Genomic DNA, 25,764 nt, shown 5'->3' on the forward strand with positions numbered 1-25,764 from the left:
CAGCCCCGCGAGGGATAAGGAGCGCCAGTCATGATCAGAGTATCGCAATTATCGAAACAAATTCCGGGCGGGCCCCAGGTTCTCTCCGGCATCAGCCTGACTATAGAACCGGGCGAGTTCATCGCCGTGAAAGGCGCGAGCGGGAGCGGCAAATCCATGCTTCTGAAATGCCTCGCGCTGAAAGAAAAATGGACGAGCGGCAGCTATACCGTCGACGGCGTCGATATTTTCGCCAAAGGGCTGCAGGGCCGCTTGAAGGTGCACCGCGAAATCGCGTACCTGGAAGAGAAGCCGACGCTGTACGGCAACCGGACGGCGCTCAAGAACGTGACGATCGGGGCGGTCGGACAGACGCCGTTCTGGCGGCGGTTCACCGGCATGGTCCGCAGCGACGATTACATGGGCGCCATGGACATGATCGAGAAGATGGGCTTGATCGACAAGGCGCACCAGAAGGGCGACAAGCTGAGCGGCGGGGAGCGGCAGCGCATCGCCATGGCGCGGGCGCTGGTGCACGGCGCCAAGACGCTGCTCGTGGACGAGCCGGTATCCGGCCTCGATCCGCACGCGGCCGAGCAGGTGCTGTCCGACTTGAAGCGCATGTGCCGGATTCAGCAAATCTCCGTCGTCGCGGTCATGCACCAGGGCGATTGGGCGGAGCGGTTCGCGGACCGGATCGTCGGCCTGAACAACGGCGAGATCGTGCTCGACATCAAGGGCAGGCGCATGACGGAACGGGAGAAGAGCCTGCTGTGAGCGCCGCGGATCCTAACGGGCGCGCGTTCGAGATCCGGCCGATGCGCGCGGAAGATCTCGATGCGGCCCATGTGCTGGAACTGGCCTGTTATCCGGCCGAGGCGGCGGCGACGCGCGAGGCGTTCGCCTTCCGGCAGCGGCATTTCCCGGGCTATTTCCGTTCGGCCTGGCGAAACGGCGAGCTGGTCGGCCTGGCGTGCGGCGTCCGTACCGACGACGACAGCAGCGCGTCGGACGGCGTCAAGCGCGCGCACGGTTCGCCGGGCGCCGAAGGCCGGTACTTGTGCGTGCTGTCCGTCGCGGTGGCGGAGGCGCACCGCGGCCGGGGAATCGCGAAGGCGCTCATGGAAGCGCTTATCGGCCAAGCCGCGGCCGACCGGCTCGAAGGCATCGTGCTCATGTGCGAGGCGCATCTGATCGGCTTTTACGAAGGACTCGGTTTCCGGCACGAAGGCAGGTCTGCTTCGGCGCACGGCGGCCTGGAGTGGCACGAAATGAAGCTGCATTCCTCCGCGCGGCCGGGCGAATGAAGCAAGTGGCAACGGCAGGAAGAAACCGGCATAGAATGGAACATCATCCTATATAGGCAGGTGTTCCGACATGGCGTTTCAATTCCAGCAGCCGGCCATCGTGCAGTCCTCGCGGGTCGCGTTTCCGAAGGCGGAGCTTTACGTGCCCGTCGTGAGCGGGCTCCGGCAGCCGGCCGCGCAGACCGCGATCAACAACAAGATCCGCCAGTCCGAGCGGCAGCTGGTCCAAGACCAAGGCTCGCTTTCCGATCCGCGGGCGGAGATGATCGGCTATTTCGAAATCAAGACGAACGAAAAAAACGTGCTCAGCCTCTCGCTTTTCAATTACGCCTACACCGGCGGGGCGCACGGCCTGACGCTTCAGGAATCGCTTTCCTTCGACGCGGCGACGGGCAAAGCGTTCACGCTCGCCGAGCTGTTCAAGCCGGGAAGCGATTACGTGAAGCGGCTGTCCGACTTGGTCCGGGCCCAAATCGCGGAGCGGCAGATCGAGACGTTCGAGCCGTTCAAGTCGATTCGGCCGGATCAGCCTTTTTACATCGCGGACCGCGCCTTGGTCATCTATTTCGCGCTTTACGAAATCACGCCTTACGCTTTCGGATTTCCCTATTTTCCGATTTCGGTGTATGATGTGAGCGACATCGTCAATCCGAACGGGCCGCTCGGACGGATGGACGCGAACGATTAACGTGTAGAAGGGGTTCCCGGTTCCCATGGTGTATGTTCTCGTATCGCTGCTCGTCCTGCTAGGCATCCTTCTGTTCGCCGCTCGGCGCCGGAGGGACGAGCGGAACAAGCCGGCCATCGCGAATCGCGGCGCCGCGGACCCGCGCCGCCCGAAGCCTCCGGAAACGTCCGGGCGGGAAATCGGGGCTTCGGGCGAGCCGGCCGGCGGCGTCCGCCGCGTGCTCATCGTCGACGATCAGCCGCTGATCCGGACGATGCTCGCCGAACTGTTCGAACGGGAAGGCGCGACGGTCAGCCAGGCGCTGAACGGCGCATCCGCGATCGACGCGGTGCGGTCGGGCGGCATCGATCACGTCCTGCTCGACCTGAAGCTGCCGGACATGGACGGCATCGAAGCGTTAAGAGCCATCAGGCGCCTGGACGACCGCGTGCCGGTGTCGCTGATGACGGGCTACGGGAGCCCCGAGCAATTGGCCGAGGCCGAGCGGCTGGGGATCGGCGCGTGCTTCATGAAGCCGTTCGACCTGCAGCAAGTGAAACGCCACGTGCTGGGAGGCGCGAACGACGCGGGCATCGACGCCGGCGAATTTTCCTGAACGGTGCGGCAACCGGGCATTTCCTCTAAGTCCGAATCAAGCGCCTGCATCAAGCGTCTTTATCAAGCGGTTGAGTTTATAAACCCTAGTCCTTAGCCTCATAACGACCCACGTTCGTCCGCCGGCTGCGCGCAGCCGGCGGTTTTTCATTGGCGGGGAAATGTTTGCGGGGAAATGCTCCGGCGGCGTGCTGACCGAACGGGCCGCTTCATAGAGTCAATTAGGAGGTGTCGGCATGCTGCTGCTTTGGATCGGATGCGCGTTGTTCGCCGCGGTATGCGGACTGGCCTTCTTTTTGGCGCGCGTCGCCGAGCGCGGCGCGAAGCTGTCGCTGCACCGGCCGCTGCGAAGCCATGGCGCCTACGTCCGTTACATGCGGGACAAACACGAGCTGAACGGACTGGGCATCGCCCAGCAGCTCACCCGGCATATGGGCGCCCCGTCGTCCTTCGGCCTCGCGTTCTCGTCGCTGCCGCTTATCGGGGGCGCTCTGTTTCTGCTCGGTCCCGCGATCGCGGCCGGCGGGCCCGCGGTCATCGGCGTCGGCTGGCCGATCGTCGGCTTGTTCGGCCTGCTGACGGCATGCTCGGTCGCCGCGTACGCATCGGCGGTGCCGACGGCCGGCGGCTGCTACCATTGGGCGCTGGCCGCCAGCGGCCGGCGGGCCGGGCTGTGGTCCGGCTGGCTGCATACCGCCGGATCGGCGCTGCTGTTGATTACAACGAACGTGTGGCTCGCGGATTGGAGCTGCCGGACGATCGAACGGCTCTTCGGCTCGACCGGCGGCGCGGGCCTATATTATACGGTGCTGACGGGGCTCTTCGCGTCGCAGGCGGCCGTGGCCGCGCGGGCGATGCGCGGCTTCGGGCGCGTGCTGGCGTGGTCCGCGGCCGTCCAGCTGCTGCTGCCGGTCGCGATCGTCGCGCTGCTGGCGGCCCAAGTCTGGCACGGAGACGATCCGTTTCAGGCGCTTGGCCTGACGGCGGCGGACTTGAGCCCGGCGGGAGAGGGGGGCGGGCTGGCCCCGGCGCTGCTCGGCTTCGTGCTGCTGCAGCGGCTGTTCCTCGGCCTGGGCGAAGGGGCGCAGGCGGGGGAAGAGACGAACGACCCGCGCGTCACCGTGCCGTGGTCGGTCTTCCTGTCCGCCGCGGCGCTCGCGCTGCTCGGCTTCGTGCTGTTCGCGTTCATCGCCATGCACGCCCGGAACGGCGCGGGCGGCCCGGTCCCGCAGGCCGCGGTCGGCGATTGGCTCGTCGGCGCGTGGGAGCGGCTCGGATCCGCCGCCGCCGCGCTGTTCTTCGCGCTGGCCGCGGCAGTCGTCTGGGCGGGCGGAACGACGACGCTGGCCTCCGTTTCGAAGACGCTCTTCGCCATGGCGCGCGACGAATCGGCGCCGTTCGCGGCGAAGCTGGCCGCCGTGTCCATGCGGCACCGCTGGCCGGTCTGGGCGACGCTGGCGGCCGCGGCGGGCGCCGGCTTGCCCGCCCTGGCGTTCGCCCTGGCGGTGCCGCGCGACGCGCTGCCGCTGCTGCTGCCGCAGCTCGTGCTGGCCGGCATCGCGGCCATGCATGCGGCCTACGTCCTGCCGATCGGCGGCCGGCTGAAGGAAACGCTGCGCGGGCAAGGCGCCGCGGGGACGCGGAAGCGCTCCAGGCTCAAGGGGCCGTGGGAACTCGGAAAATACGGCGCCGCCGTCGACGCGGCGACGGCGTGCTGGCTCGCGGGAACCGGCTTGACGGCCGTCTGCCTCCTGAAGCCGGCCGCGCTGCTGACCGCGGCGGCCGTCCTGTTGGCGACGGCGATCGGCATCGAGCGCCGGCATCGCGCGCTGCGGCGCAAATCGCCGCTCAAAATCGTCGGGTCGATGCGCTTCAGCCGAAAGTCGATCGAAGAATGTATCAGAATTGAAAGAAAATTCCCGCAATAACGGATCGGACCAGCGCCTGCGATGCCCGGACGGGAAGTGGCCGAGCGCGCTCGGACGCGCTTGGAAGCGCGGGAAATGACGCGCGGATGACCGGGGAAATATACGCGGCTAGCAGACCGTCATTTCCCGGGGAAGCGCAGAAAGCAACACGATCGGCGGACTTTCGACACGGACTGTAACATTCTGCCTGTTCGTGCCGGCTCCGCTGCCGCGCCGACGCCGGAAGGATTGCCAACCTCCCGGGCTGCGCGTATAATTTCGTTAACGCATGCTAGGCTGGAGGTCGAAAATGGAACTCGGAACATTGCTGTCGTTGAACGTCTCGCTGCTCGAAACCGTGCCGTTCGGCAACAAGGAAGTCGTCACGGGCATCAACAAGAAGCCGTTCGCCGGCGCGCTGCGTCTGGGCGCCGCGGGACTGACCGGCGACGCGCAGGGCGATCTCGTCTTTCACGGCGGACCGGACAAGGCGGTCTGCGTCTACAGCGCCGTCCATTTCCCGTATTGGACGGAACGTTGGGGGAGACCCGCGGGAGCCGGCGATTTCGGCGAAAACTTCACCGTATCCGCGCTGACGGAGACGTCGCTCTGCATCGGGGACGTCGTCGAAGCCGGCGGGGCGCTGCTGCAGGTCAGCCAGCCGCGGCAGCCGTGCTACAAGCTCGGCATGAAGCACGGTCTTCCGTCGCTGCAGCTGGACGTGCAGGAAAGCGGCTATACGGGCTTTTACTTCCGCGTGCTCGAGGAAGGCGACGTCGCGCAGGGCGACCGGCTCGTGCTGCGGCACCGCAGCGACGCCGGAGTTACGGTCGCGGAGGCGAACCGCGTCATGCACCGCGACCAAAAGGACCGGGACGGCATCGCGAGGCTGCTCGCGCTGCCCGAGCTCTCCGAGAGCTGGCGTCAGACGCTGGCCAAGCGGCTGGCCAAGCTGGACGGGGCGCCGGCATGACGGAAGCGCGTGCCGCGGCGTCCGGGGCGGACGCGTATTTCGCCGCCGTCGCGGGCCGGTATCCGCTCGCCGAGCCGCTGCGGATCGCCAAGGAAGAGAGCGGCATGAACAACACGACGCGGATGGTTTATGCCGCTAACGACCGCTACGTGCTCCGCGTGTACGACAATCACCGGGACCGCGCGATCGTCCGCATCGAGCACGGGCTGTTGGCGGCGCTGCAGCATGCGGGCCTTTCCTTTCGCGTGCCGTCGCCCGTCGCGGGCCGGGACGGCTCGACGATCGCCGAGGCGCCGGACGGCAAGCTGGCCGCGCTGTTCGGCTACATCGCAGGCAGCCGGCCGACGCCGGCCAATCCCGCCCACGTCGCGGGCTTGGGCCGCGCGGCCGGCGAATTGACGCGGGCGTTCGCGGCGTACGGCCCGCAAGCCGGGCTGGAGCCGGCGTACAAGCCGTATTACGACTTCGAAGCGACGCATGCCGCCGCGGACGAGGCGATGCTCATGGCGCTGTGCCGGCGTTCGCCGGCGCTTGCGGAACGGGCGGAAGCCGTGGCGTCGCTGCACGCGCTGCGCACGCGGTCAACGGCGTTAATCGATCGCGTCAAACGGCTTCCGCATCAGTGGATCCACGGCGACATCGTGTTTTCGAACGCGCTGGCGGAGGGCGACGCGATCGTCGGGCTGCTCGATTTCGAATTCTGCACGGTCGACGTCCGGGCGATGGAGCTCGCCGTCGTGCTGGCCGAATTTCCGTGCGGGGACGAAGAGCGTGCCGTCCGGCGGATGGAGCTGTTCTGCGCCGGCTACGGCGAGAAACTTCCCCTCGAACCCGAAGAGATCGCGCTGCTGCCGGACTTGATGCAGCTGCGCATGATCGACGTCTGGCTGCATTTCGCGGTCCGTCTCGCGGAAGGCCTGGATCCGGAGCAAGTATGGCTCCGGGAAATCGAACGCGTCTCCTTCGCATGCGGCTGGGTCGAACGCCGTCGGGAGCGGCTGCTGGCGCTGTTTCGGAACGCGCTCACGCGGAAGGCCGCCGTTTGACCGAAAGGAACGACGCGGGCAAAGCCCGGCGGTTCGTCCCCGAAAGGGGCATGAACCGCCGGGCTCTCGTCATATACATGCCATGATGGGTTCGTAATGCCACCGCGTCCGCAGGCGCAGCAGGAGGGGAACGCAATCGATGAAAAGCACGGCCGAGCAGCTCGGATACGGTCCGAACGACCGCCTTTTGATCATTAACGCAGACGATTACGGCGTATGCCATTCGACCAATCTCGGCATCCAGAAGCTGCTGGAGGAGCGCGCGGTCTCGTCCGCCACGATCATGATGCCCTGCGCGTGGGCCCGGGAAGCGGCGCAGTGGAGCGCCGCCCGCGGCCGCCTGGACGTCGGGGTCCACCTGACGTTCACGAGCGAATGGGACGCCTTGAAGTGGGGGCCGGTCTACCGCGGCGGTCCGACCCAGTCGATGACGACGGCGGAGGGGTATTTTTACAAGGACGCCAAGGCGTTCGAGCGGCGCGCCGACGCCGCGCAGGTCAAGCAGGAAATCGTCGCCCAGATCGAAATGGCGCTGACGCTGGGCGTCGACGTGACGCATGCCGACAACCATATGGGCAGCCTGTACGGGCTGCAGACGGGCCGGGATTTCCTAAGCGAGACGTTCGAGGCGTGCGCGCACTACGGCCTGCCGTTCCGGCTGCCCCGCTACTTGCTGCTCGAGAGCGGCATGCCGGCGCCGCCCGAGCTGGGGGGCTTGGCCATGAAGCAGGCGGAGGCCGCCGCGCGCAAAGGCGTGCTCGTGCTCGATTACCTCGTCGGCATGCCGTTCCGGTCGGCGCCGGGCGAGACGTACGCTCAGTTCAAGGCGGGGATGATCGCGCTGCTCAAGCGGCTGAAGCCGGGCGTGACGGAGCTCATCATCCATCCGTCGTTCGTCACCGACGAGCTCGTCGCCTTCCACGGCGAGCCGTACCGCAGGGGCATGGAGCTGGACGTCTTCCGCGATCCCGAGGTGCAGGATGCGATGAGCAGGGAAGGAATCGCGCGGATCGGGTGGCGCGAACTGAGACAGTACCAGCGCAGGCGCAGCGCGCCGTAACGGGCGGCGCGGCAAGGCGGAACCCGCTGTTCCAGCCTTGTTGCGGCAAAACGGACGAGCTGTACTAGCACAGTACGTCGGACAAATCGGCTGTAGCAGTGTTTTGGGCTCCCTGTTTTGGAAAAAACCGCTATTCGGTGGGGGGTTCTAGTGTTATACTGACTGTTGTGAATATAAAAAGTTTTCAGTTAATTCGGAAAGGGAGTGGAGCAAGTGGCAATACTTCCAAAGCAGAATGAACTTGGATTCTTTGAAATTCGTTTGGAGTCGATCGGCGGCCTGGGGGCAAACCTGGCAGGCAAAATGCTGGCCGAGGCGGGTGTTGTTGGAAGCGGTTTCAACGGAGTCAGCTTTTCCTCGTACGGTTCGGAGAAGAAGGGTTCGCCGGTCAAAGCGCATATCCGGTTTTGCGACATCGACACGAATATCCGCGACACGACGCCGGTGGAGCGCCCGCACATCGTCGGCGTGTTCCACGAGAACCTGTCGAAGACGATCGACGTCATCAGCGGCATCTACGAGGACAGCGTCGTGCTGGTCAATTCCTCCAAGACGCCGGAGCAGCTGAAGGACAAGATCAAGCTGGCCGGCGGCACTCTGGCGGTCGTCGACGCGACGGGAATCGCGCTCGAGGAGAACAACCGCGTCAACATGGCAATGCTCGGCGGGCTGTTCCGGCTGTGCGATTTTCTCGATTTCGAGCATATGAAGGGCATTATCCGCAAGTCGCTGGAGAAGAAATACCCGCAGGCGGTCGACCCCGCGCTGCGCACGTTCCAGCGCGGCTACGACGAGGTTCGGTTCCAGACGTTCGCGCTGCCGGAAGGCGTCGCGATGCCGGAGCCGACGCGGTGGGACGTGCCGGCGCTCGGCTACGCGACGCAGCCGATCGGCGGAATGATCGTCAATCCGGGCAACAGCGTGCTGAAGGACCTCAGCATCTCGCGGCAGGGCATGATGCCGCATTTCGACGAAGAGAAGTGCATCCACTGCGCGGCCTGCGACACGGCCTGCCCGGATTTTTGCTTCGTCTGGGAGGAGCTGCCGGACAAGAAAGGCCGGCCGCAGATGTTCCTGCAGGGGATCGACTATCAATATTGCAAGGGCTGTTTGAAATGCGTCGTCGCCTGTCCGACCGAAGCGCTCGCCTCGGAGCGCGAAACGGACGGCTACGGCGACGAGCACCGGGTACCGCACAGATTCGAATGGGCAGCAGCGAATTAACGTCGTGGCGCGGCACCGCGCACGAAAGAGAGGAGCTTCGAAATGGCCATTGAAATCAATAAAGAAGTGAGCACGGGCACGGTCGAGCAGCGGATGGTGTACGAATCGGGCAACGAAATGGCCGCTTACGCGGCGCATCAAATCAACTACCACGTCATGGGCTACTTCCCGATCTCGCCTTCGACGGAGGTCGCGCAGTTCCTCGACCTCATGAAGGCGAACGGCCAGCACGACATCAAGCTGATCCCGGCGGACGGCGAGCACGGCTCCGCGGGCATCTGCTACGGGGCGTCGGCCGCGGGCGGACGCGTCTTCAACGCGACGAGCTCCAACGGTTACCTCTATATGCTGGAGCAGATGCCGGTCCAATCCGGCACGCGCTTCCCGATGGTCATGAACCTCGTTTGCCGGTCCGTTTCGGGGCCGCTCGACATTCACGGGGACCACTCCGATTTGTATTTCGCGCTCAACACCGGCTGGCCGATCCTGATGTGCCGCGACCCGCAAGCGGTGTACGACATGAACATCATGGCGCTCAAGCTGGCCGAGGATCCGGAGGTCCGGCTGCCGGTGCTCGTCGCGTCCGACGGCTACTTCACGTCCCACCAGAAGCGCCGCGTGCAGACGTTCGCGCACCGGGCCGACGTGCACGCCTTCATCGGCGAGCATGCGCCGGACGGCTTCAAGCACGTCCTCGACCGCAACAATCCGATCACGGTCGGCCCGTACATGAACGAGCCGGACTATATCAACAACTGCTACCAGCAGTCCATGGCCATGTACAAGGCGGCGGACGTCTACGACCGCATCCGTCAAGAATACGCCGCGCTGACGGGACGCGATTACCCGATCCTCGACCTGTACCGGATGGACGACGCCGAGGTGGCGGTGTTCCTGATGAACTCGGCTTCCGAGATCATCAAGGACGTCGTCGACCAGCTGCGCGTCAAGGGCATCAAGGCCGGCTCCATCGCGCCGAACATGATCCGCCCGTTCCCGGCGAAGCAGATCGCCGAGGCGCTGCGCGGCGTCAAGGCCGTCACGATCGGCGACCGCGCCGATTCCTACGGCGGGCACGGGGGCAACATGACGAACGAGATCAAGGCGGCGCTGTTCACGCACGGCGCCAAGGACACGCTCGTCGTTAGCCGCATTTACGGACTCGGGGGCAAAGACTTCTACGCCGAGGACGGCCACCATCTGTTCGAGCTTGCGATCGAAGCGGCGAATACGGGCAAGGTCGACGTGCCGTTCGATTATTGGGGCCATACGCCCGGCGATCCGGCCAAAGCGCCGAAGCGCGTCCTGGAGCCGCTGAAGTACGAGGATCTGAAGACGGGTCTGATCACCGTCGACCGCGACGCCACGAGCGGCAAGCTCAAGGTGAAGGTGCCGCCGGTCCGTCAGCTGACGAAGAAGCCGAAGCGGCTCGCGCCGGGGCACGGCGCATGCCCGGGCTGCGGCATTTTCTCGGGGCTCGAGCTGTTCTTCAAGGGCATCGAGGGCGATATCGTGGCGCTCTACCAGACGGGCTGCGCGATGGTCGTCACGACGGGCTTTCCGTATTCCTCGCACAAGGCGACGTATATCCACAACCTGTTCCAGAACGGAGCGGCCACGCTGTCCGGCGTCGTCGAAATGTTCTGGGAGCGCAAGCGCCGCGGCGAGCTGGACCAGTACGGGCTGAAGGACGACTTCACGTTCGTCATGATCACGGGCGACGGCGGCATGGACATCGGCATGGGCCCGGCGATCGGCAGCGCGCTGCGCAACCATAAGATGATCATCCTCGAATACGATAACGAAGGCTATATGAACACCGGCGCGCAGCTGTCGTATTCGACGCCGCTCGGCCACCGCACTTCGACGTCGAACGTCGGCAAGCATCAGGGCGGCAAGCTGTTCCATCACAAGGACACGGCGCAAATCATGGCGGCCACGAATATTCCGTACGTCTTCACGGGCTCGGAATCGCTGCCGCAGGATCTGCTCCGCAAAGCGGCCAAGGCGCAGTACTACGCGCAGAACGTCGGTCTCGTGTACGGCAAAATCCTCATCACGTGCCCGCTCAACTGGCTGTCCGAGGAGAAGATCGGCCAGACGCTGATCGACGACGCGGTGAACAGCTGCTTCTTCCCGCTCTACGAGGTGGAGGAGGGCATCACGTCCATCACGTTCAACCCGGAGGACAAGGGCAAGCGGATTCCGCTCGGCGACTGGCTCAAGAACATGGGCAAGACGAAGCACATGACGCGGCCGGAATACGCCGAAGCGCTGAAGATGTTCGAGGACGAAGTGGAACGCCGGTGGCAGCGGCTGAAAGCGAAGCACGAGAACGCGTATCTGTAATAAGGATCCTTCACGCCGTTAACAAGGCGCGGCTCGAAAGGGCCGGCGCCTTGCTTGCGTTCCGGCATCGGCCCCGGGAAGACCCGGCCGGCGCGCGGGCGGACCGGGCCCGGGGAAAGGAGCGGCATTGCCATGCCAGTCGTACTGCGTCACCGCGCGTCGGGCGAAATCGCCTGCGGCATGTTGAAAAATGTCTATGAATTCGCATATTTTGGCGCCCTTTGGTGGGAGGATAACGAGACGGCGGAGCGCGAGGCCGAAGCAGCGCTCGCGCAGGCCGGCTACGAGGACGACGGCGGCTGGGACGCGCTCGACATCCGGGAGGAGCGGCTCAAGCTGTTCAACGTGAAGCTGAACAACGACCGGCGGCGCCGGCTGGTGCTCGAGCCGGGCGGGACGGTCGCCGTGATCAAAACCTAGCGCCGGCACGGGAGGGAAGGTCGTGAGAGACATGGACGCTGCACACGAGGACGATTATTTCGCAAGGCTGCGCGAGCTTCGCGCGGCGGGAGAGACCGAGGCGTTCGGCAAAGCGCTGCGGGAGGCGGGCTTCACGCCGCTCCGGCGGTTTCTGGACGCGTTCCGGCATTATTTGCGGACCTACGGGGAGGCGGAATGCGCCCAGGCGTCCGAGCTGCTGAAGCGGGCGAAGCAGGCCGTTCCAGAACCGGGCCGGATGAGCCCGTCCTGGACGTACGTCTGGCGCGAATACGACGGGATCGTCCGTACGAAGGCGCAGGTGTTCCGGGACGTGCCCGCGGCGGACCGGGACGGCGAATGGCAGGTGCTGCTCGACAATCCGCATTCCAATCAGAACATCGCGGTTTATCCGGGGCTCGATTTCCTCGAAGCGGCGTACATGTTCGCGTATTTCCGGACGGAGCTGGCGAACAACGAGTATATCCGGCTGCAGAAAATCGCGACCGTGATGACGCTCACCGGCGCGGATTCCGACGGCCTGCAGCCGATCGCGAGCCTGTGACGCGGCCGGCGGCCAAAAAAAAGGGTTTGATTCCCGCAGCGATCCGGCTGCGGCGGAATCAAACCCTTTGCGTTTAGCGGCCGGCGCGGATTTTGCCGGTCCGGAGCAGGTGCGCGGCGATCTTGCGGCCGTGGAACCGCCCGGATTCGATGAAAATCTCGTTCGCCTCGTGGCGAGAAGCAACGACGCCGGCCAGGTAAACGCCGGGCACGTTGCTCTCCATCGTCTCGTCGTCGAACGTCGGATAGCCTTCGTCCTCCATCGTGACGCCGATTCCGTTCAGGAACGCGCGGTCGGGGCGGAAGCCGGTGAGCGCGAGCACGAAGTCGTTCGGCAGCGATTCGCGGACGCCGTCGCGCTCGACCGTCACGGTCCGCGGTCCGATCTCGACGACCCGGGAGGCGAAGCGAATCGCGATCCGCCCTTTGTTCACCAGGCCTTCGAAGCCGGGCCGGACCCACGGCTTGATGTGCGGCGAATACGTCTCCCCGCGGTAGACGACGGTGACGTCCGCCCCTACGCGCTCCAGCTCGAGCGCCGCGTCGATCGCGGAGTTGCTGCCGCCGATGATCGCGACCTTCATGCCGGTGTACGGATGCGCTTCGCGGAAGAAGTGGGTGACCTTGTCCAGCTCCTCGCCGGGGATGCCGATGAGGTTCGGATGATCGAAGTAGCCCGTCGCGACGATGACGGCGTCCGCGCGGTACTGCCGGCCTTCGCCGTAGCGGTCATGGCTGCGCAGGACGAAGCCGCCGTCCGGCTGCGGCTCGACGGCCGTGACCGTTTCGTAGGCGTGCATCCGAACGTTCTTCCGGAGCGCGATGCTGCGGTAATAGTTGAGCGCTTCGAGCCGGGACGGTTTCTCGTTCGCCGTCGTGAAGGGGATGTCGGCGATCTCCAGGTTGGCCGGCGTGCTGAAGAAGTTCATGTACGTCGGGTACTGCGAGATGGAATGCACGACGTTCCGCTTCTCGATGACGAGCGGGGACAGGCCGATCGACTGAAGCTCGACGGCGGCGGCAAGGCCGCACGGCCCCGCGCCGATAATGATGATTTGTTCGTCAGGCATAAACATGATTCTATCAACTCCATTATTCATTTCGAGCCATCTGCGGGAATACGTATTATTTTAACACATCCTCGGGCTAGCGGCGCCTTATCGGCCGCGAGCCGCGACTCCCGCCGCCGCGGGGAACGGCGATACAAGCATTTGGCTCTGTGTCGCAGGAACAAATTGTTGTATAATAAGCTAACGCTGCTTGAAGGGGGAGATAGAATGCGACGGCGATTCGTTATCGAAGCCGTAATGGTTGCTACGTATGGTCAATTGCTCGTGCCAAGCCGGCCGGTCGATTTTGTCTTGCCATATTCGACGATCATGGAGCTTTACGATATGAAGGACGGACCGGAGCCGGTCATGGACGATCCGGAAGACGATAAGCACGTAAAAGGCAAAATCCAAGAGCTGATCGGATTCTTCGAAGATCCGTTCAACCGCAAGAAGATCGAGCGGGCGCTGCAAATGCCGTGGCGCGAAAGCTCGCCGCTGCTTCTGAACGACACGGTGCAGTTCACCGTCGTGCACGCGGTGGACAACGCCCAGTACGGCGAATATTTCGATCCGATCGAGACCGAGCTGCTGCTCACGTCGATGAAGCTCGGCGTGCCGCTGCTGTCGGACCAGTTCGAATTCCAGGATAAGCTGCTGGAAGCCGAGGTGCCGGTTCAGGTATACGATATCGAGGACTACGAGTTCGCGGTCGAACAGGGGATCGAAGCGTCGGACTTCGAATCGACCCGCGATCTGTAAGGCGAAGAACGCCGCGACGCGATGGAGGCTGCGCCGGCGGCGGGGTGACGAACGTCTTCCTCCCCCGGGCGCGGCCTTTTTTCGTTCGCCCCTCTTGCGAAATGCTGGAAGGAATGATAAGATTTGGATGTTTAAGGCGGGCAACCCCACGAATAAGGAGGGCGATGGCTATGATTTTCATGAAGAATGCGTCGCGCATTTCGCATGGCAATCCAGTCCATCGGCCCGATTTCCCGCGCATGAGATGAGACAGCCTTGAGCGGCTGCCCCTGCTCCGTGCGCCAGGAGACTTTGAGCCATGAGGCTCGGAGTCTCCTTTTTTGTTGCCGCCCGCCGGAACGGCTTCGAATCGAGGGAGGAATGCAGGCGATGAACGTTATGCTACGCTTGTTGAAGTATTTGCGCCCGAGCCTGAAATGGGTCGTGATCTCGGCTCTGCTGCTGGTGTTCGGCACGTTCGTCGACTTGGCGGCGCCTTGGCTGCTCAAGCAAGTGTTCGACGAGGGCATCGCGGCGCGGAGCGGGAACAAGATTCTCTTCTTCACGCTGACGCTCGCCGGCATTCAAGTGGCGAAGAGCGTCGCGATGTTCGTGCAGGGGAGATCGCAGGAGCTCGTCGGCCAGAACGTCGTCTTCAAGCTGCGGGAGCAGATGTACGACCACCTCCAAAGGCTGTCTTTCGGTTATTACGACAAAGCGCAGACGAGCCAGCTGATGTCCCGGATGACGGGCGACATCGAATCGGTCAAGAACTTCATCGGCTTCGGCGCGATGGCGATGTTCACGGGCGCGCTCACCTTCGCGGGCACGATCGGGTTCATGCTCGCCATGCAGTGGCAGGTGACGCTGCTCAGCATGGCGACCGTTCCGCTGCTGATGCTCGCCCTGTACCGGTTCAACAAGAAAGTCGGCCCGGCTTGGGGCCAGGTCCGCGAACAGATGGGCAAACTCACGACGACGCTGCAGGAGAACATCTCCGGCATCCGGGTCGTGAAGGCGTTCGCGCGCGAGAAGGTCGAGCAGACCAAGTTCGAGTCGCGCAACGAGGATAACTTCGGGACGAACATGGAACGCGCGAAGCTCGAGGCGAAGGCGTTCCCGCTCATGAATTTCTACGGCGGCGTCGTGTTCGTCACGATGGTCTGGTTCGGGGCCTTGTACGTCGCGAACGGCGGCATGACGCTCGGCACGTTCATGGCGTTCCAATGGTATACATGGGGCATCATCTGGCCGCTGAACATGCTCGGCTGGCAGATCAACGTCATGCAGCAGGCGATCAAAGCCGCGCCGCGCTTCTTCGAGGTGCTGGATACGCCGGCCGGGATCGCCGCGAACGCTTCGAGCGTGGGCGCGGACCGGATCGCGGGCAACGTCGTCTTCGACCGCGTCGCGTTCCACTTCGCGGACCAGGATCCGGAGAGCGAAGCCGGCGTGCTCGAAGACATCTCGCTCGACGTGAAGCAGGGCGAGGTGATCGCTGTGCTCGGCGCCACGGGCTCCGGCAAGAGCAGCCTGATCGCGCTGCTGTCGCGCTTCTACGACGTCAGCCGGGGCGCGCTGAGGATCGACGGCGTGAACGTCAAGGATTACGAGCTCGACGGCTTGCGCCGGAAGATCGGCATCGTGCCGCAGGAGACGTTCCTCTTCTCGGCGACGATCCGCGAGAACATCGCGTACGGCGTCCCGGACGCCACGCAGGAGCAGATCGAGCGGGCCGCGCGCAAGGCGCAGATCCACGCCTTCATCGAAGGCATGCCGTTCGGCTACGATACGATCGTCGGCGAGCGCGGCGTCGGGCTCTCCGGCGGGCAGCGCCAGCGCGTCGCGCTCGCCCGGGCGGTCTTGATGGACCCGCCGATCCTCGTTCTCGACGAAGCGACGGCGAGCGTCGATACGGCGACGGAATCCGCGATTCACGAGGAGCTGCTCGACGTGATGAAGGGGCGCACGACGTTCATCATCGCCCAGCGCCTGTCGTCGGTGAAGCGGGCCGACCGCATCGTCGTGCTGGACCGGGGCCGGATCGCGCAGCAGGGCACCCACAAGGAGCTGTTCGCGCAGGAAGGCTTCTTCCGCAGCCTGTTCGACATGCAGGAGGCGGCGGCTTCGCGCTGAGGCCGGCATTCGTAAACGACGAAAGGCGGGCAGAAACAACAAGAGCACGTCCGACACCGATTCGGACCGAAGGAGGGCAACGCGCGTGAGCCAGGTCGAGTGGGATTCCGGCGAAGAGATCGAAGAAAAGCCGTTTAACCGCGTGTATTTAAAGCGTTTGTTCCGCTACGTGCTTCCCTATCGCCGCGTCATGGCGGCCGTCATCGTCATCGTGCTCCTGAACATGGCGCTGAGCCTGGCGGAGCCGCTGCTCGTGCGGTACATCATCGACGACGGCATCCTGAATCGGGATTACCGGTTGATCAATCTTCTCGGCGCCATCCTGCTCGGCTCCAAGGCGGCGGGCTGGCTGCTCGGCTACCTGCATACGAAGATGATCAATTTTACGGGCCAGCGCATCCTGTTCGATCTGCGCCAGCAGCTGTTCAACCATCTGCAGACGCTGTCGTTCCGGTTCTTCGACGGACGGCCCGCGGGCAAGATCATGTCCCGGATCACGAACGACACGAACGCGATCGGAGAGCTGATCAACGGCGGCCTCATCACGATGGTGATGGAATTCACCCACCTGGCCGGCATCGTCGCCATCCTGCTGTGGATGGACTGGAAGCTGGCGCTGATGTCCTTCGTGACGCTGCCGCTCCTGTATCTCATCGTCGGCCTGATGCAGCCGAAGATCGAAGGCTCCTGGTCGCATTCCCGCAAGACGATGTCCGCCATCAACGGCAACCTGAACGAGACGATCCAGGGCATCCGCGTCATCCAGGCTTTCTCCCGGCAGAAGGAGAACAACCGGCGGTTCGAACGGCTGAACGCGCGCAACAAAAACGCCTTCATGCGGGCGATTACGCTGGAATCGACGGTGTGGCCGTCGGTCGAGATGATCGGCATGATCGGCACGTGCATCGTGCTCTGGTTCGGCGCGCAAGCGGTGCTGGACGGCGACTTGACGCTCGGCTTCATCATGGCGTTCATCAATTACCTTTGGCGGTTCTGGGGGCCGCTCAGCGCCCTCTCCAAGGTCTACAGCCAAGTGCTCTCCGCCATGGCGTCGGCCGAGCGGATCTTCGAAATTCTCGACACGGAGCCGGAGGTGAAGGACCGGCAGGACGCGAAGGACATGAAACGGATCCGCGGCGAGGTCGTGTTCGAGGACGTGTCGTTCCGGTACGGGGAAGAGAAGCCGGACGTCCTGCACGGCGTGAACCTGCGCATCCGGCCGGGGCAGCGCGTCGCGCTCGTCGGACCGACGGGCGCCGGCAAGAGCACCATCGTCAACCTGCTCATGCGCTTCTACGACGCGACCGGCGGCCGGATTCTGATCGACGGCCAGGACGTGAAGGCGGTGACGCTGGAGTCGCTCCGCAGGCAGATGGGCATCGTGCTGCAGGATTCCTTCATCTTCTCCGGCACGATCGAGGACAACTTGCGCTACGGCAACGAGGACGCCCCGGACGAAGCGCTGCGGCAGGCAGCGGAGAGCGTCCGCATCGACAAGTTCGCCGCGCAGTTCCCGGACGGCTTCGGGACGCAGGTCGAGGAGCGCGGCTCCAAGCTGTCCGTCGGCCAGCGCCAGCTGCTCGCGTTCGGCCGCGTGCTGCTGTCCGATCCGCGCATCCTTATTCTCGACGAGGCGACGTCGAGCGTCGACACCGAGACGGAGCAGCACATTCAAGCGGCGCTCCAGACGGTGCTCGAAGGACGCACCGCGTTCATCATCGCCCACCGGCTGTCGACCATCCGCGACGCGGACGTCATTCTCGTCGTGAAGGACGGCCGCATCGCGGAGCAGGGCTCGCACGACGAACTGCTGAAGCAGGGCGGGCTGTACAGAAGCTGTACATGACCCAATACGACATGCAGCAATCGCTCGCGATGCAGACGGGCGCTTGACCGTCAACCGGCAAAAAGGCAGGCCGCTTCCGGCATGGAAGGGCCTGCCTTTTTCGCCTTTGGTTGGCAAGCCGGCGATCGGGGCACACTGGATAAATGAATTGACATTCAGGCCTAAATTATATAAGCTTACAAAGAATTTTCAATTTCACGGAACGGGAGATCGATGATGAAATTCAACGTTAAAATTAAAGATTTTGCGGCGGCTGATATGAATCCGGAAGCGGGTCTTTATCATTTCGTCGTGACGATGTCCGACAATACGCAGTGCCGATTGATCTTCACGAAGAAACCGGACTGGAAGCTGATCGGCGTCAACCGTCTGCTGACCGTGCCTTGTCCGATCTGCAGAAGGGACTACTACTGCAACTGCATGACGAGCTATGTGGAACAATTCGAGCGCGAAGTGCTGGATAACGAGCTGATTTCTTCCGTTCTTTAATTTATGGATTCCCGAGCAGCCGCCCCTTGCGCAAAGGCGGTTGTTTTTGTTATACTTCAACGCAATAGGGCAAACAGGCCGATGATGAGATTCCAACTCGGAGGCGTTGCGTACGGAAGGGCGGCACCATAGGCCGGCTTCCCCAAGCAGTCCGGCACCGCGCCGTTACCCGCGGAACCGAGAGAGTCGGTCGCAAGATCGGCTAATTTGGGTGGCACCGCGAACGCGTTCTTCGTCCCATGGCATGGGGACGGGAACGCGTTTTTTTGATCCCCTTTACCATAAACAGGGAGTGACGGACATGTTGGACATCGGGTTTATTCGGGAACGGGCGGCGGACGTGCAGCGCGCGGCGGATCGGAAAGGGATCGCGCTGTCGGTCGGGGAGCTGCTCGAGGTCGACGAGCGCCGGCGGGCGCAGCTGCGCGAGACGGAGGCGCTTCGCGCGGAACGGAACCGCAGCTCGAAGGCGATCGAAGGCTTGCTGCGGGAAGGACGCAAGGCGGAGGCGGAGCAAGAGAAGGGGGCGGCGTCGGCGGCGTTGGCGAAGCTGAAGGCGCTCGAGGAGCAGTTCCGGCAGACGGAGCGGCTGTACGAGGTGCTCATGCTGCAGGTGCCGAACATCATCTCGCCGGATACGCCGGACGGCGCCGGCGACCGGGACAACGTGGAGATCCGGCGCGTCGGGGAGCCGCCGGCGTTCGGGTTCGGGCCGCGCAGCCATGTCGAGCTCGGCGAATCGCTCGGCATCGTCGACCTCGCCAGAGGCGTCAAGATCGGCGGCGCCCGCCAGTACGTGCTGAAGAACGGAGGGCTGCTGCTCCACCGCGCCGTTCAGCAGCTGGCGCTCGATCTGCTGCATCGCAAAGGCTTCGACCTGCTCGACGTGCCGGCGCTCGTCAAGGAAGGGACGATGCTCGCGACGGGCTTCTTCCCCGCGGGACGCGATCAGAGCTACGCGGTCCAAGGCGAGGACAAATGGCTGGCGGGCACGTCGGAAGTGCCGCTCGTCTCGTATTACGCCGGCGAAGTCATCGACTTGGACCGGCCGAAGCTGCTCGGCGCGGCAAGCGCCTGTTACCGGAGCGAGGTCGGCTCGGCGGGCAGGGACGTGCACGGGCTGTACCGCGTCCACCAGTTCGCGAAGGTGGAGCAGGTCGTCCTGTGCCGCGCGGAGCAAGACGAAGGCTTGGCGTGGCTGGAGCGGTTGGCGGCGAACAGCGAGGAGCTGCTGCGGCTGCTGGAGCTGCCGTACCGCGTCGTGGCCGTCTGCGGCGGCGATCTCTCGGCCAAAAACTACAAGCAGTACGATATCGAGACGTGGATGCCGAGCCGGGACGGCTACGGCGAGACGCATTCGGCGTCGCTGCTTCTCGATTATCAGGCGAGACGGTCGAACATCCGGTACCGGGACGAGGACGGCCGCCTGCGGCATCCGTATACGCTGAACAACACGATGGCCGCCACGCCGCGCATCCTCATCCCGCTGCTCGAGAATCATCAGCGGGAGGACGGCTCGGTCCGCGTACCGGAGGCGCTTCGTCCGTACATGTACGGCATCGAGGCGCTCCGGCCGGAGACCGAAGCGTAAAAGGATGGCCCCCGAAGGGAAATGCAGGTATACTACTGGTGTAAGCACTTCCATTCGATGGGTAACGAGAGGAGCACGGCGAGATGAATCCGGGAAACATCGCGCAAACGGCGCAAGCCATTCGGACCAACGTCAGCAAAGTCATCGTCGGGAAAGAAGATATCGTGGATCAATTGATCATCGCCATTTTGACTTCGGGCCATGTCCTGCTGGAGGACGTGCCCGGCACGGGCAAAACGCTGCTCGCGAAGGCGGTGGCGAGGTCGATCGACGGCGAATTCAAACGGATACAGTTCACGCCGGACCTGCTGCCGTCGGATTTGACGGGCATCCATTTCTATAACCAGAAGCTGGCGGAATTCGAATTCCGGCCGGGCCCGCTGTTCGCCAACATCGTGCTGGCGGACGAGATCAACCGCGCCACGCCGCGCACCCAGTCCAGCCTGCTGGAGAGCATGGAGGAGCGCCAGGTCAGCATCGACGGCACGACGCATCAGCTGGGCCGTCCGTTCCTGGTCATCGCGACGCAGAATCCGGTGGAGCAGCAGGGGACGTTTCCGCTGCCGGAGGCGCAGCTCGACCGGTTTCTGTTCAAGCTGAAAATGGGCTATCCGACGACGGAGGAAGGCATCGCGATCATGAAGCGGTTCATGGCGGACAGCCCGCTGGAGCAGCTGGCGCCGGTCGTCAGCACCGCCGAGATCGAGGACGCGAAGCGCCATTACACGGGCGTGAAGGCGACGGACGAGCTGCTCGGCTACATGCTCGCCATCGTCGAAGCCACGCGCAAGCATCCCGACGCCGTGCTCGGGGCGAGCCCGCGGAGCAGCCAGGCGCTGCTGCGCGCCTGCCAGGCCCGGGCGGCCATCCAGGGCCGGGATCACGTGCTGCCTGACGACGTCAAGGCGATGGCGGTGCCGGTCCTCGCGCACCGGATCTCGCTGCGCAGCGTGCAGCGAATGCGCGCGGACGCCGCCGAGCATGTCGTCGCCGGCATTCTGTCGACCGTCCCCGTGCCCGCGGACGCGCCGCTCGTCGGCCGGGCGTAACCCCGCCGCGGAAGGGAGAGGGGATCCATGGGCATACAATGGTACATTTTGAGCGCGGTGCTCGTGATCGTGCTTCAGCGTTACCTGTTCCGGTATTTCGGCATGCGCAAGGTGAGTTATTCGCGCGCGTTCAGCACGGCGGCCTGCTTCGAAGGGGACGACGTCGAGATGGTGGAGAAGCTCGCGAACGGCAAGCTCTTGCCGGTGCCTTGGCTGCGGGTGGAATCGATGCTGCACGCGGGGCTGCAGTTCCGGAGCGACGCCAACTTCGACGTCAGCAACGGGGAATTTTTCCAGAACCATAAGAGCCTGTTCAGCCTGATGGGCAACAAGCAGCTGACGCGGCGGCATGCCGTGCATGCCGCGCATCGCGGCTGCTACCGGGTGACGAGCGCCTCGCTGACGTTCGGCGACCTGTTCGGCTTGTTCAGCGCCTGGAAGAAGGTGCCGCTGCAGGTGGAGCTGCTCGTCTATCCGCTTCCGGCCGACAGAAGCCTGATTCAGCTGCCGTCCCGCAGCTGGCAGGGGGACATCGCCGTGCGGCGCTGGATCGTCGAGGATCCGTTCGCGATCAGCGGCGTGCGGGAGTACCGGCCGGGCGATTCGTTCAAGATGGTCAACTGGAGCGCGACGGCCCGCACCGGCGAGCTGCAAGTGCACCGCCGCGACTACACCGCGGACTTTCGCCTGATCGTGCTGCTGAACGTCGAAGACCATGCCGGCATGTGGGAGGCGGTCAACGATACGGCGCTGATCGAGCAGGGGATCCGGCTCGCCGCCGGCATCCTGCAGCTGGCGACGGAGCAGGGGCTGGAGACCGCCTTCGCGTGCAACGGCCATTCGATCGACGCGCCGGACGACGTGATGACGGTGGAGCGGGGCAGCGGCAGCGAGCATCTGACCCATTTGTTCGGCCAGCTGGCCAAGCTCGCCATCGTCCGCCGGCTGCCGTTCCATACGATGGTGGAGCAACTCGCGCCGCAATGGGAAGAGCGCAGCGACATCGTCATCGTGTCGGCCTTCATCAGCGACGACATCGCGGAGGCGATGGCGCGGCTTCGGCGGGACGGTCACGCGGTCGACTGGCTGCCCATCGCGGAGAGGGAGGCGGAAGCGGTATGAGAAACAACATGCGTCTTCTCGGCGGCAGCTTGATCGTCGCCGGCGTGCTGGAGCTGCTGCTGTTCTTCCCGGTCACGCTCTTCGCCTATGTCTTGGCGCCGCCCGGTTCGGCCGGGCTCGCCGCCGTCGCGCTGCTGCTGCTCGCCGCGTACGCGGTCGGCTACGGGCTGAACGCGCTGCTGAAGTTCAAGCGCGCCTTTCCCCGGCTGCTGATCGCCGCCGTCATCGGAGCGGCCGGGGGTTACGCGCTGTTCGGCATCGCGAAAGGGAGCATCGTCCTCATGCTGCTGCTCGCCTGCGCCGTCTTCCGGGGCTCCAGGCTGCCGGGCTGGCCGCTGCACGCCAGGCTGGCGACGCAGGATTACATCGTCGGCGTAGGCTTGTATTTCGTCGGAGCGCTCGCGGACGGCATCAAGGAGACGATCGACGGGTATCGGGGGCTCTATCTCGGCGCCGGCCTGTTCACGCTGTTCGCGGCGCTTTATTTGACGAACCGCGGCATGGTCGGCCGCGAGACGCTGTCGGGCGCGGCGAAGCCGACGGTCGAGCCGTCCGTGCGGCGCAACAACCGCATTTTCGTTGCCTTCGCGATCGCCGTCACCGTGCTCGTCGCCGCCAGCTACCAGCTGCAGGCGCTGCTGGGCTCGGCCTGGCAGTCGCTCAAGCAGTGGCTCGCGGGGCTGTTCAGCGGGGGCGGCGGCGACGTGAAGCCGCCGGACGAGCAGACCGCGCAGCCGCCGCCGGACATGCTGCCGCCCCTCGACAAGACGCGCACGATGCCCGCGTGGGTCGACCATTTGATGTACGCGATCGTCATCGCGTTCCTGCTCGTGCTGCTGGTGCTGCTGCTGCGGCGGGTCAACCGGCTGCCCGGCTGGCTGGGCGCGCTCGGCCGCAAATTCATGAAGCTGTTCGACCGCGACGGAAGCGTCGCGGAGCGCGGCTACGTCGACGAAGTCGAGCGAATCCGGAAGACGGAGCGCGGATTGTTCAAGTGGTTCGGCCGATCGAAGGACGAACGGCTGCGGTGGAAGGACCTCGCGGACAACGAATCGCGCCTGCGTTATTTGTACAGACGCTGGGTCGGCGGCGCCGTCAAGCGCGGCTACGAGCACCGGGCCCACCTGACTCCGGAGGAAATCCGGCGCGCGCTGAGCGGCGACGGCCCGGCGGACGACGCGGCGGCGGAGACGCTCGTGCGGCACTATCAAGAGGTGCGGTACGGAAGCGGGAAATTAACCGACGACCAGCTGCAGGCGATCGCGTCCCGGTTGGGCCAATCGAAGCCGTAGCCTAGCGGCCGGCAGGCGGGCATACATATTTACCCATGGTCGGGGAAACCTAAGGCGGCACATCGATGCATTCCGAGGGAGGTTCGTCCATGAATTACAATATGCCCGGTCAGCCGGCCAACAGCCAGCAGCTGACGTACGAACAGTTTCAGGAGCAGGTCAGGCAGCGGCAGGAACAAGAGCAGCAGCGCGCGAAGGATGCGCTTCGCAGCGCGGGGCTCGACCCGAAATCGCAGCATATGCAGGCGATCGTCCAAGCGCTGTACGGCGTGGAAAACGAGCTGAAGCTCGCCGAAAACCAGCTGCAAATGCAGATGGATGCGCAGAAGCGCCAAATCCAGCAAATCCAGCAAAAAATCCAGCAGGCGATGGCGCAGGTGCAGGGCACGGTCACGGGATCGATGCAAAGCGGCGCCTACACGCAAACCATGGCTCAAAATTACATGCAATAAACGGCGACGACCGCCGCGAAATCCTTCTAGCCGTCCGAAAGGGGACGGCGGGAAGGATTTTTTGCATTGTTCGGAGGATATACGTTAGTAAATATAACATTAACATGACATAAGTATTCACTAAGTGATATTCACGTAATATAATATAACATAAACAATAGCGAGCGCGGCCGTCGCCGCGATCCGCAACCGCGGGAGGTGCCCGGCATGGATATGGCGGCCTTGTTGAACCTGATCGCCGAATTGCCCGAAGAAGAAGTCCCGGTGCTGGCCACCGTCGTTCGCGTCAACGGCCATGCGTACCGGAAGCAAGGCGCCGCCATGCTGTTCCTGCCGGGCGGCGGCAGAGCCGGGAGCGTCAGCGCCGGCTGCCTCGAAGACGATCTGCAGGCGAGAGCCGCGGGGGTCGCCGAGTCCGGCAAGCCGGCATGCGCGGCGTATAACCTCCGTTCGGAGGAGGACGCCGTCTGGGGAGAATCGATGGGCTGCGGCGGCGAGATCATGGTGCTGCTGGAAGCCGTCGCGGGCGAGCTGCGGCAGCTGCTCGGCCTGGCCGGCCTCTATCTGGCGAAGGGAATCGAAACGACGCTGGAGCGGAAGTGGGGCGAAGCTGCCGTCGCCTATACGCTCCGCAACGGGTCTGATGTCATTGCTTCCGCGGGCACGGTAGGCGTGCTTGGTTCGTGCGGCAGGGAGCTCGCCGACGCGCGGCCGAACGCAGCGAGACCGGACGCCGCGGAGCGGGCGGACCGGTTGCGGCTGGCCGTGAAGATCGCGCCGAAGCCGCGGCTCGTGCTCTTCGGGGACGGCGAGGATGCCCGGGCGATCGCGGACATTGCGGAAGGCATCGGGTTTCGCGCCGTGACGGCGGATTGGCGGGAAAGCCGCCGCGGCCGAGCGGACGCGGTCGGTACCCCGGCCGAGCTCGTCGACGCGCTGCGGCTAGGCGCGGGAGATTACCTGATGCTGTGCAGCCATCGGCTGGACGTGGAGCGCCGCCTGCTCGAGCTCGTGCTGCCGCTGGGACTGCGCTACATCGGGATTATCGGCTCGCGGACGCGGATCCGCATGCTTTTCGAGGGACTCGAACGGACGCCGAACGTGCATGCGCCGGCCGGACTGCCGCTTCCAGCGGACGGTCCGCGGGAGATTGCCGTCAGCGTCGCGGCTCAATTGATCGAAGAGCGGCATGCCTCGGCCGACTCGAACGAAGAAAGGAAGATGCGACATGAGAATCGGCGCGATTTATTTGGCGGCCGGCTTCAGCCGGCGAATGGGTGAAGCGAAGCTGCCGCTCGAGCTCGCGCCCGGCGCGACGCTCGGCAGCCGCGGGCTGCTCGAGGTGAGGCGAAGCGGCTTTCAGCCGATCGTCGTGGTCGTCCGGCCGGAGGATCCGCTGCTGTGGCTGTACGACGGCACTGCCGGCCTCGACCGGCTGCCGAAGTTCCGGATCGCGCCCTGCAAGGACGCGAACAAAGGCATGTCGCGATCCATCCGGGCGGGGATGCAGGCGCTGCTGCCGGAAGAACCGGACGCGGTGCTGATCGCGCTGGCCGACCAGCCGTTCGTATCGGCCTCGCTGCTTCGACGGCTGGCGTCCGTCTTCCGCAAGGATCCGGCCGCGGACTTCGTTGCGAGCGGCTACGGGGACGTTTCGGCGCCGCCCGCGCTGTTCAACAAAACCATGTTCGACCGGCTATGCCGGCTGGAGGGAGACGCCGGCGCGCGGGCGCTGCTCCGATCGACGGAGTTCCGGGGGAAGGTCGTGCGCTACGCCGCGGAATGGGCGTTCGTCGATATCGACACGAAAGAGCAGCTGGAGAAGGCGAGGCTGATTTGGTCGCAGGTGCAGACCAGAGCGCGATAAGGCTTGGGGGACCGGGCTCGCT

At 64.5% G+C, this 25,764-nt stretch carries 24 protein-coding genes; 23 read left to right on the top strand and 1 reads right to left on the bottom strand.

Annotation, left to right across the window (positions count from 1 at the left end; translation table 11 throughout):
* Positions 1-30 precede the first annotated feature (30 nt).
* From BMZ79_RS01915 to BMZ79_RS01970, 12 genes are all read left to right on the top strand, one after another.
* Positions 31-756 (top strand): phosphonate ABC transporter ATP-binding protein, encoded by a 726-nt coding sequence (locus BMZ79_RS01915; protein WP_090636074.1) that lies wholly within the window; start codon positions 31-33, stop codon positions 754-756.
* Positions 753-1,286, top strand: coding sequence for a GNAT family N-acetyltransferase (locus BMZ79_RS01920; protein WP_090636076.1), 534 nt, complete (start codon positions 753-755; stop codon positions 1,284-1,286). Before BMZ79_RS01915 ends, BMZ79_RS01920 begins: the two co-directional genes overlap by 4 nt.
* 70 nt (positions 1,287-1,356) lie before the next feature.
* On the top strand, positions 1,357-1,974 hold the full coding sequence (locus tag BMZ79_RS01925; protein WP_090636078.1) for a DUF3298 and DUF4163 domain-containing protein: 618 nt from the start codon (positions 1,357-1,359) through the stop codon (positions 1,972-1,974).
* A 25-nt stretch (positions 1,975-1,999) separates the two neighbouring features.
* Positions 2,000-2,569, top strand: coding sequence for a response regulator (locus tag BMZ79_RS01930; protein WP_090636079.1), 570 nt, complete (start codon positions 2,000-2,002; stop codon positions 2,567-2,569).
* Positions 2,570-2,804: 235 nt separating this feature from the next.
* Positions 2,805-4,496: an amino acid permease gene (locus BMZ79_RS01935; protein ID WP_090636081.1), complete on the top strand. Its 1,692-nt coding sequence runs from the start codon at positions 2,805-2,807 to the stop codon at positions 4,494-4,496.
* Between the two features lie 289 nt (positions 4,497-4,785).
* Positions 4,786-5,448, top strand: a complete 663-nt coding sequence (locus tag BMZ79_RS01940) for an MOSC domain-containing protein (RefSeq protein WP_090636083.1) — start codon at positions 4,786-4,788, stop codon at positions 5,446-5,448.
* A complete protein-coding gene (locus BMZ79_RS01945; protein ID WP_090636085.1) occupies positions 5,445-6,494 on the top strand; it encodes a phosphotransferase in 1,050 nt (349 codons plus the stop codon). The genes BMZ79_RS01940 and BMZ79_RS01945 overlap by 4 nt, the downstream gene beginning before the upstream one ends.
* Before the next feature lie 139 nt (positions 6,495-6,633).
* Positions 6,634-7,554, top strand: coding sequence for a polysaccharide deacetylase family protein (locus BMZ79_RS01950; RefSeq protein WP_090636087.1), 921 nt, complete (start codon positions 6,634-6,636; stop codon positions 7,552-7,554).
* Positions 7,555-7,767: 213 nt separating this feature from the next.
* The gene (locus BMZ79_RS01955; RefSeq protein ID WP_090636088.1) at positions 7,768-8,778 is read left to right on the top strand and encodes a 2-oxoacid:acceptor oxidoreductase family protein; all 1,011 of its coding nucleotides are present in this window, start codon (positions 7,768-7,770) and stop codon (positions 8,776-8,778) included.
* A gap of 42 nt (positions 8,779-8,820) precedes the next feature.
* Complete coding sequence (locus tag BMZ79_RS01960; RefSeq protein WP_090636090.1) at positions 8,821-11,127, top strand: thiamine pyrophosphate-dependent enzyme; 2,307 nt, start codon at positions 8,821-8,823, stop codon at positions 11,125-11,127.
* A 132-nt stretch (positions 11,128-11,259) separates the two neighbouring features.
* Positions 11,260-11,547, top strand: a complete 288-nt coding sequence (locus BMZ79_RS01965; RefSeq protein ID WP_090636091.1) for a hypothetical protein — start codon at positions 11,260-11,262, stop codon at positions 11,545-11,547.
* Between the two features lie 22 nt (positions 11,548-11,569).
* Complete coding sequence (locus tag BMZ79_RS01970; RefSeq protein ID WP_371263616.1) at positions 11,570-12,109, top strand: hypothetical protein; 540 nt, start codon at positions 11,570-11,572, stop codon at positions 12,107-12,109.
* Between the two features lie 73 nt (positions 12,110-12,182).
* Here BMZ79_RS01970 and BMZ79_RS01975 read toward each other — a convergent pair whose 3' ends face one another.
* Entirely contained in the window at positions 12,183-13,178 is a 996-nt protein-coding gene (locus BMZ79_RS01975) for a YpdA family putative bacillithiol disulfide reductase (RefSeq protein ID WP_090637074.1), read from the bottom strand.
* 207 nt (positions 13,179-13,385) lie between these two features.
* Between BMZ79_RS01975 and BMZ79_RS01980 the strand changes: the two genes are divergently transcribed.
* The 11 genes from BMZ79_RS01980 (at position 13,386) to BMZ79_RS02030 (ending at position 25,742) form a co-directional block, all read left to right on the top strand.
* Positions 13,386-13,919, top strand: coding sequence for an ADP-heptose synthase (locus BMZ79_RS01980; protein WP_090636093.1), 534 nt, complete (start codon positions 13,386-13,388; stop codon positions 13,917-13,919).
* Between the two features lie 369 nt (positions 13,920-14,288).
* Positions 14,289-16,034 carry an ABC transporter ATP-binding protein gene (locus BMZ79_RS01985; protein ID WP_090636094.1) on the top strand — a complete coding sequence of 582 codons (1,746 nt, stop codon included), beginning with the start codon at positions 14,289-14,291 and terminating at the stop codon, positions 16,032-16,034.
* Positions 16,035-16,119: 85 nt separating this feature from the next.
* A complete protein-coding gene (locus tag BMZ79_RS01990) occupies positions 16,120-17,880 on the top strand; it encodes an ABC transporter ATP-binding protein (RefSeq protein WP_090636096.1) in 1,761 nt (586 codons plus the stop codon).
* A gap of 216 nt (positions 17,881-18,096) precedes the next feature.
* Positions 18,097-18,369 carry a hypothetical protein gene (locus BMZ79_RS01995; protein ID WP_090637076.1) on the top strand — a complete coding sequence of 91 codons (273 nt, stop codon included), beginning with the start codon at positions 18,097-18,099 and terminating at the stop codon, positions 18,367-18,369.
* Positions 18,370-18,670: 301 nt separating this feature from the next.
* On the top strand, positions 18,671-19,960 hold the full coding sequence (gene serS, locus BMZ79_RS02000; protein WP_090636097.1) for a serine--tRNA ligase: 1,290 nt from the start codon (positions 18,671-18,673) through the stop codon (positions 19,958-19,960).
* Between the two features lie 83 nt (positions 19,961-20,043).
* Positions 20,044-21,009 (top strand): AAA family ATPase, encoded by a 966-nt coding sequence (locus BMZ79_RS02005; protein ID WP_090636098.1) that lies wholly within the window; start codon positions 20,044-20,046, stop codon positions 21,007-21,009.
* A 27-nt stretch (positions 21,010-21,036) separates the two neighbouring features.
* Positions 21,037-22,131: a DUF58 domain-containing protein gene (locus BMZ79_RS02010; RefSeq protein ID WP_090636099.1), complete on the top strand. Its 1,095-nt coding sequence runs from the start codon at positions 21,037-21,039 to the stop codon at positions 22,129-22,131.
* Positions 22,128-23,423, top strand: a complete 1,296-nt coding sequence (locus tag BMZ79_RS02015; RefSeq protein ID WP_143088865.1) for a DUF4129 domain-containing protein — start codon at positions 22,128-22,130, stop codon at positions 23,421-23,423. Before BMZ79_RS02010 ends, BMZ79_RS02015 begins: the two co-directional genes overlap by 4 nt.
* Positions 23,424-23,512: 89 nt before the next feature.
* Positions 23,513-23,875, top strand: coding sequence for a hypothetical protein (locus BMZ79_RS02020; protein WP_143088866.1), 363 nt, complete (start codon positions 23,513-23,515; stop codon positions 23,873-23,875).
* 207 nt (positions 23,876-24,082) lie between these two features.
* Positions 24,083-25,156, top strand: coding sequence for an XdhC family protein (locus BMZ79_RS02025; RefSeq protein ID WP_090636104.1), 1,074 nt, complete (start codon positions 24,083-24,085; stop codon positions 25,154-25,156).
* A complete protein-coding gene (locus tag BMZ79_RS02030) occupies positions 25,104-25,742 on the top strand; it encodes a nucleotidyltransferase family protein (RefSeq protein ID WP_177221958.1) in 639 nt (212 codons plus the stop codon). Before BMZ79_RS02025 ends, BMZ79_RS02030 begins: the two co-directional genes overlap by 53 nt.
* Positions 25,743-25,764: the final 22 nt, after the last annotated feature.

The sequence above is a fragment of the Paenibacillus sp. UNC496MF genome (genome assembly GCF_900113915.1).
GTDB classification, from domain to species: Bacteria; Bacillota; Bacilli; order Paenibacillales; family Paenibacillaceae; genus Paenibacillus_Z; species Paenibacillus_Z artemisiicola.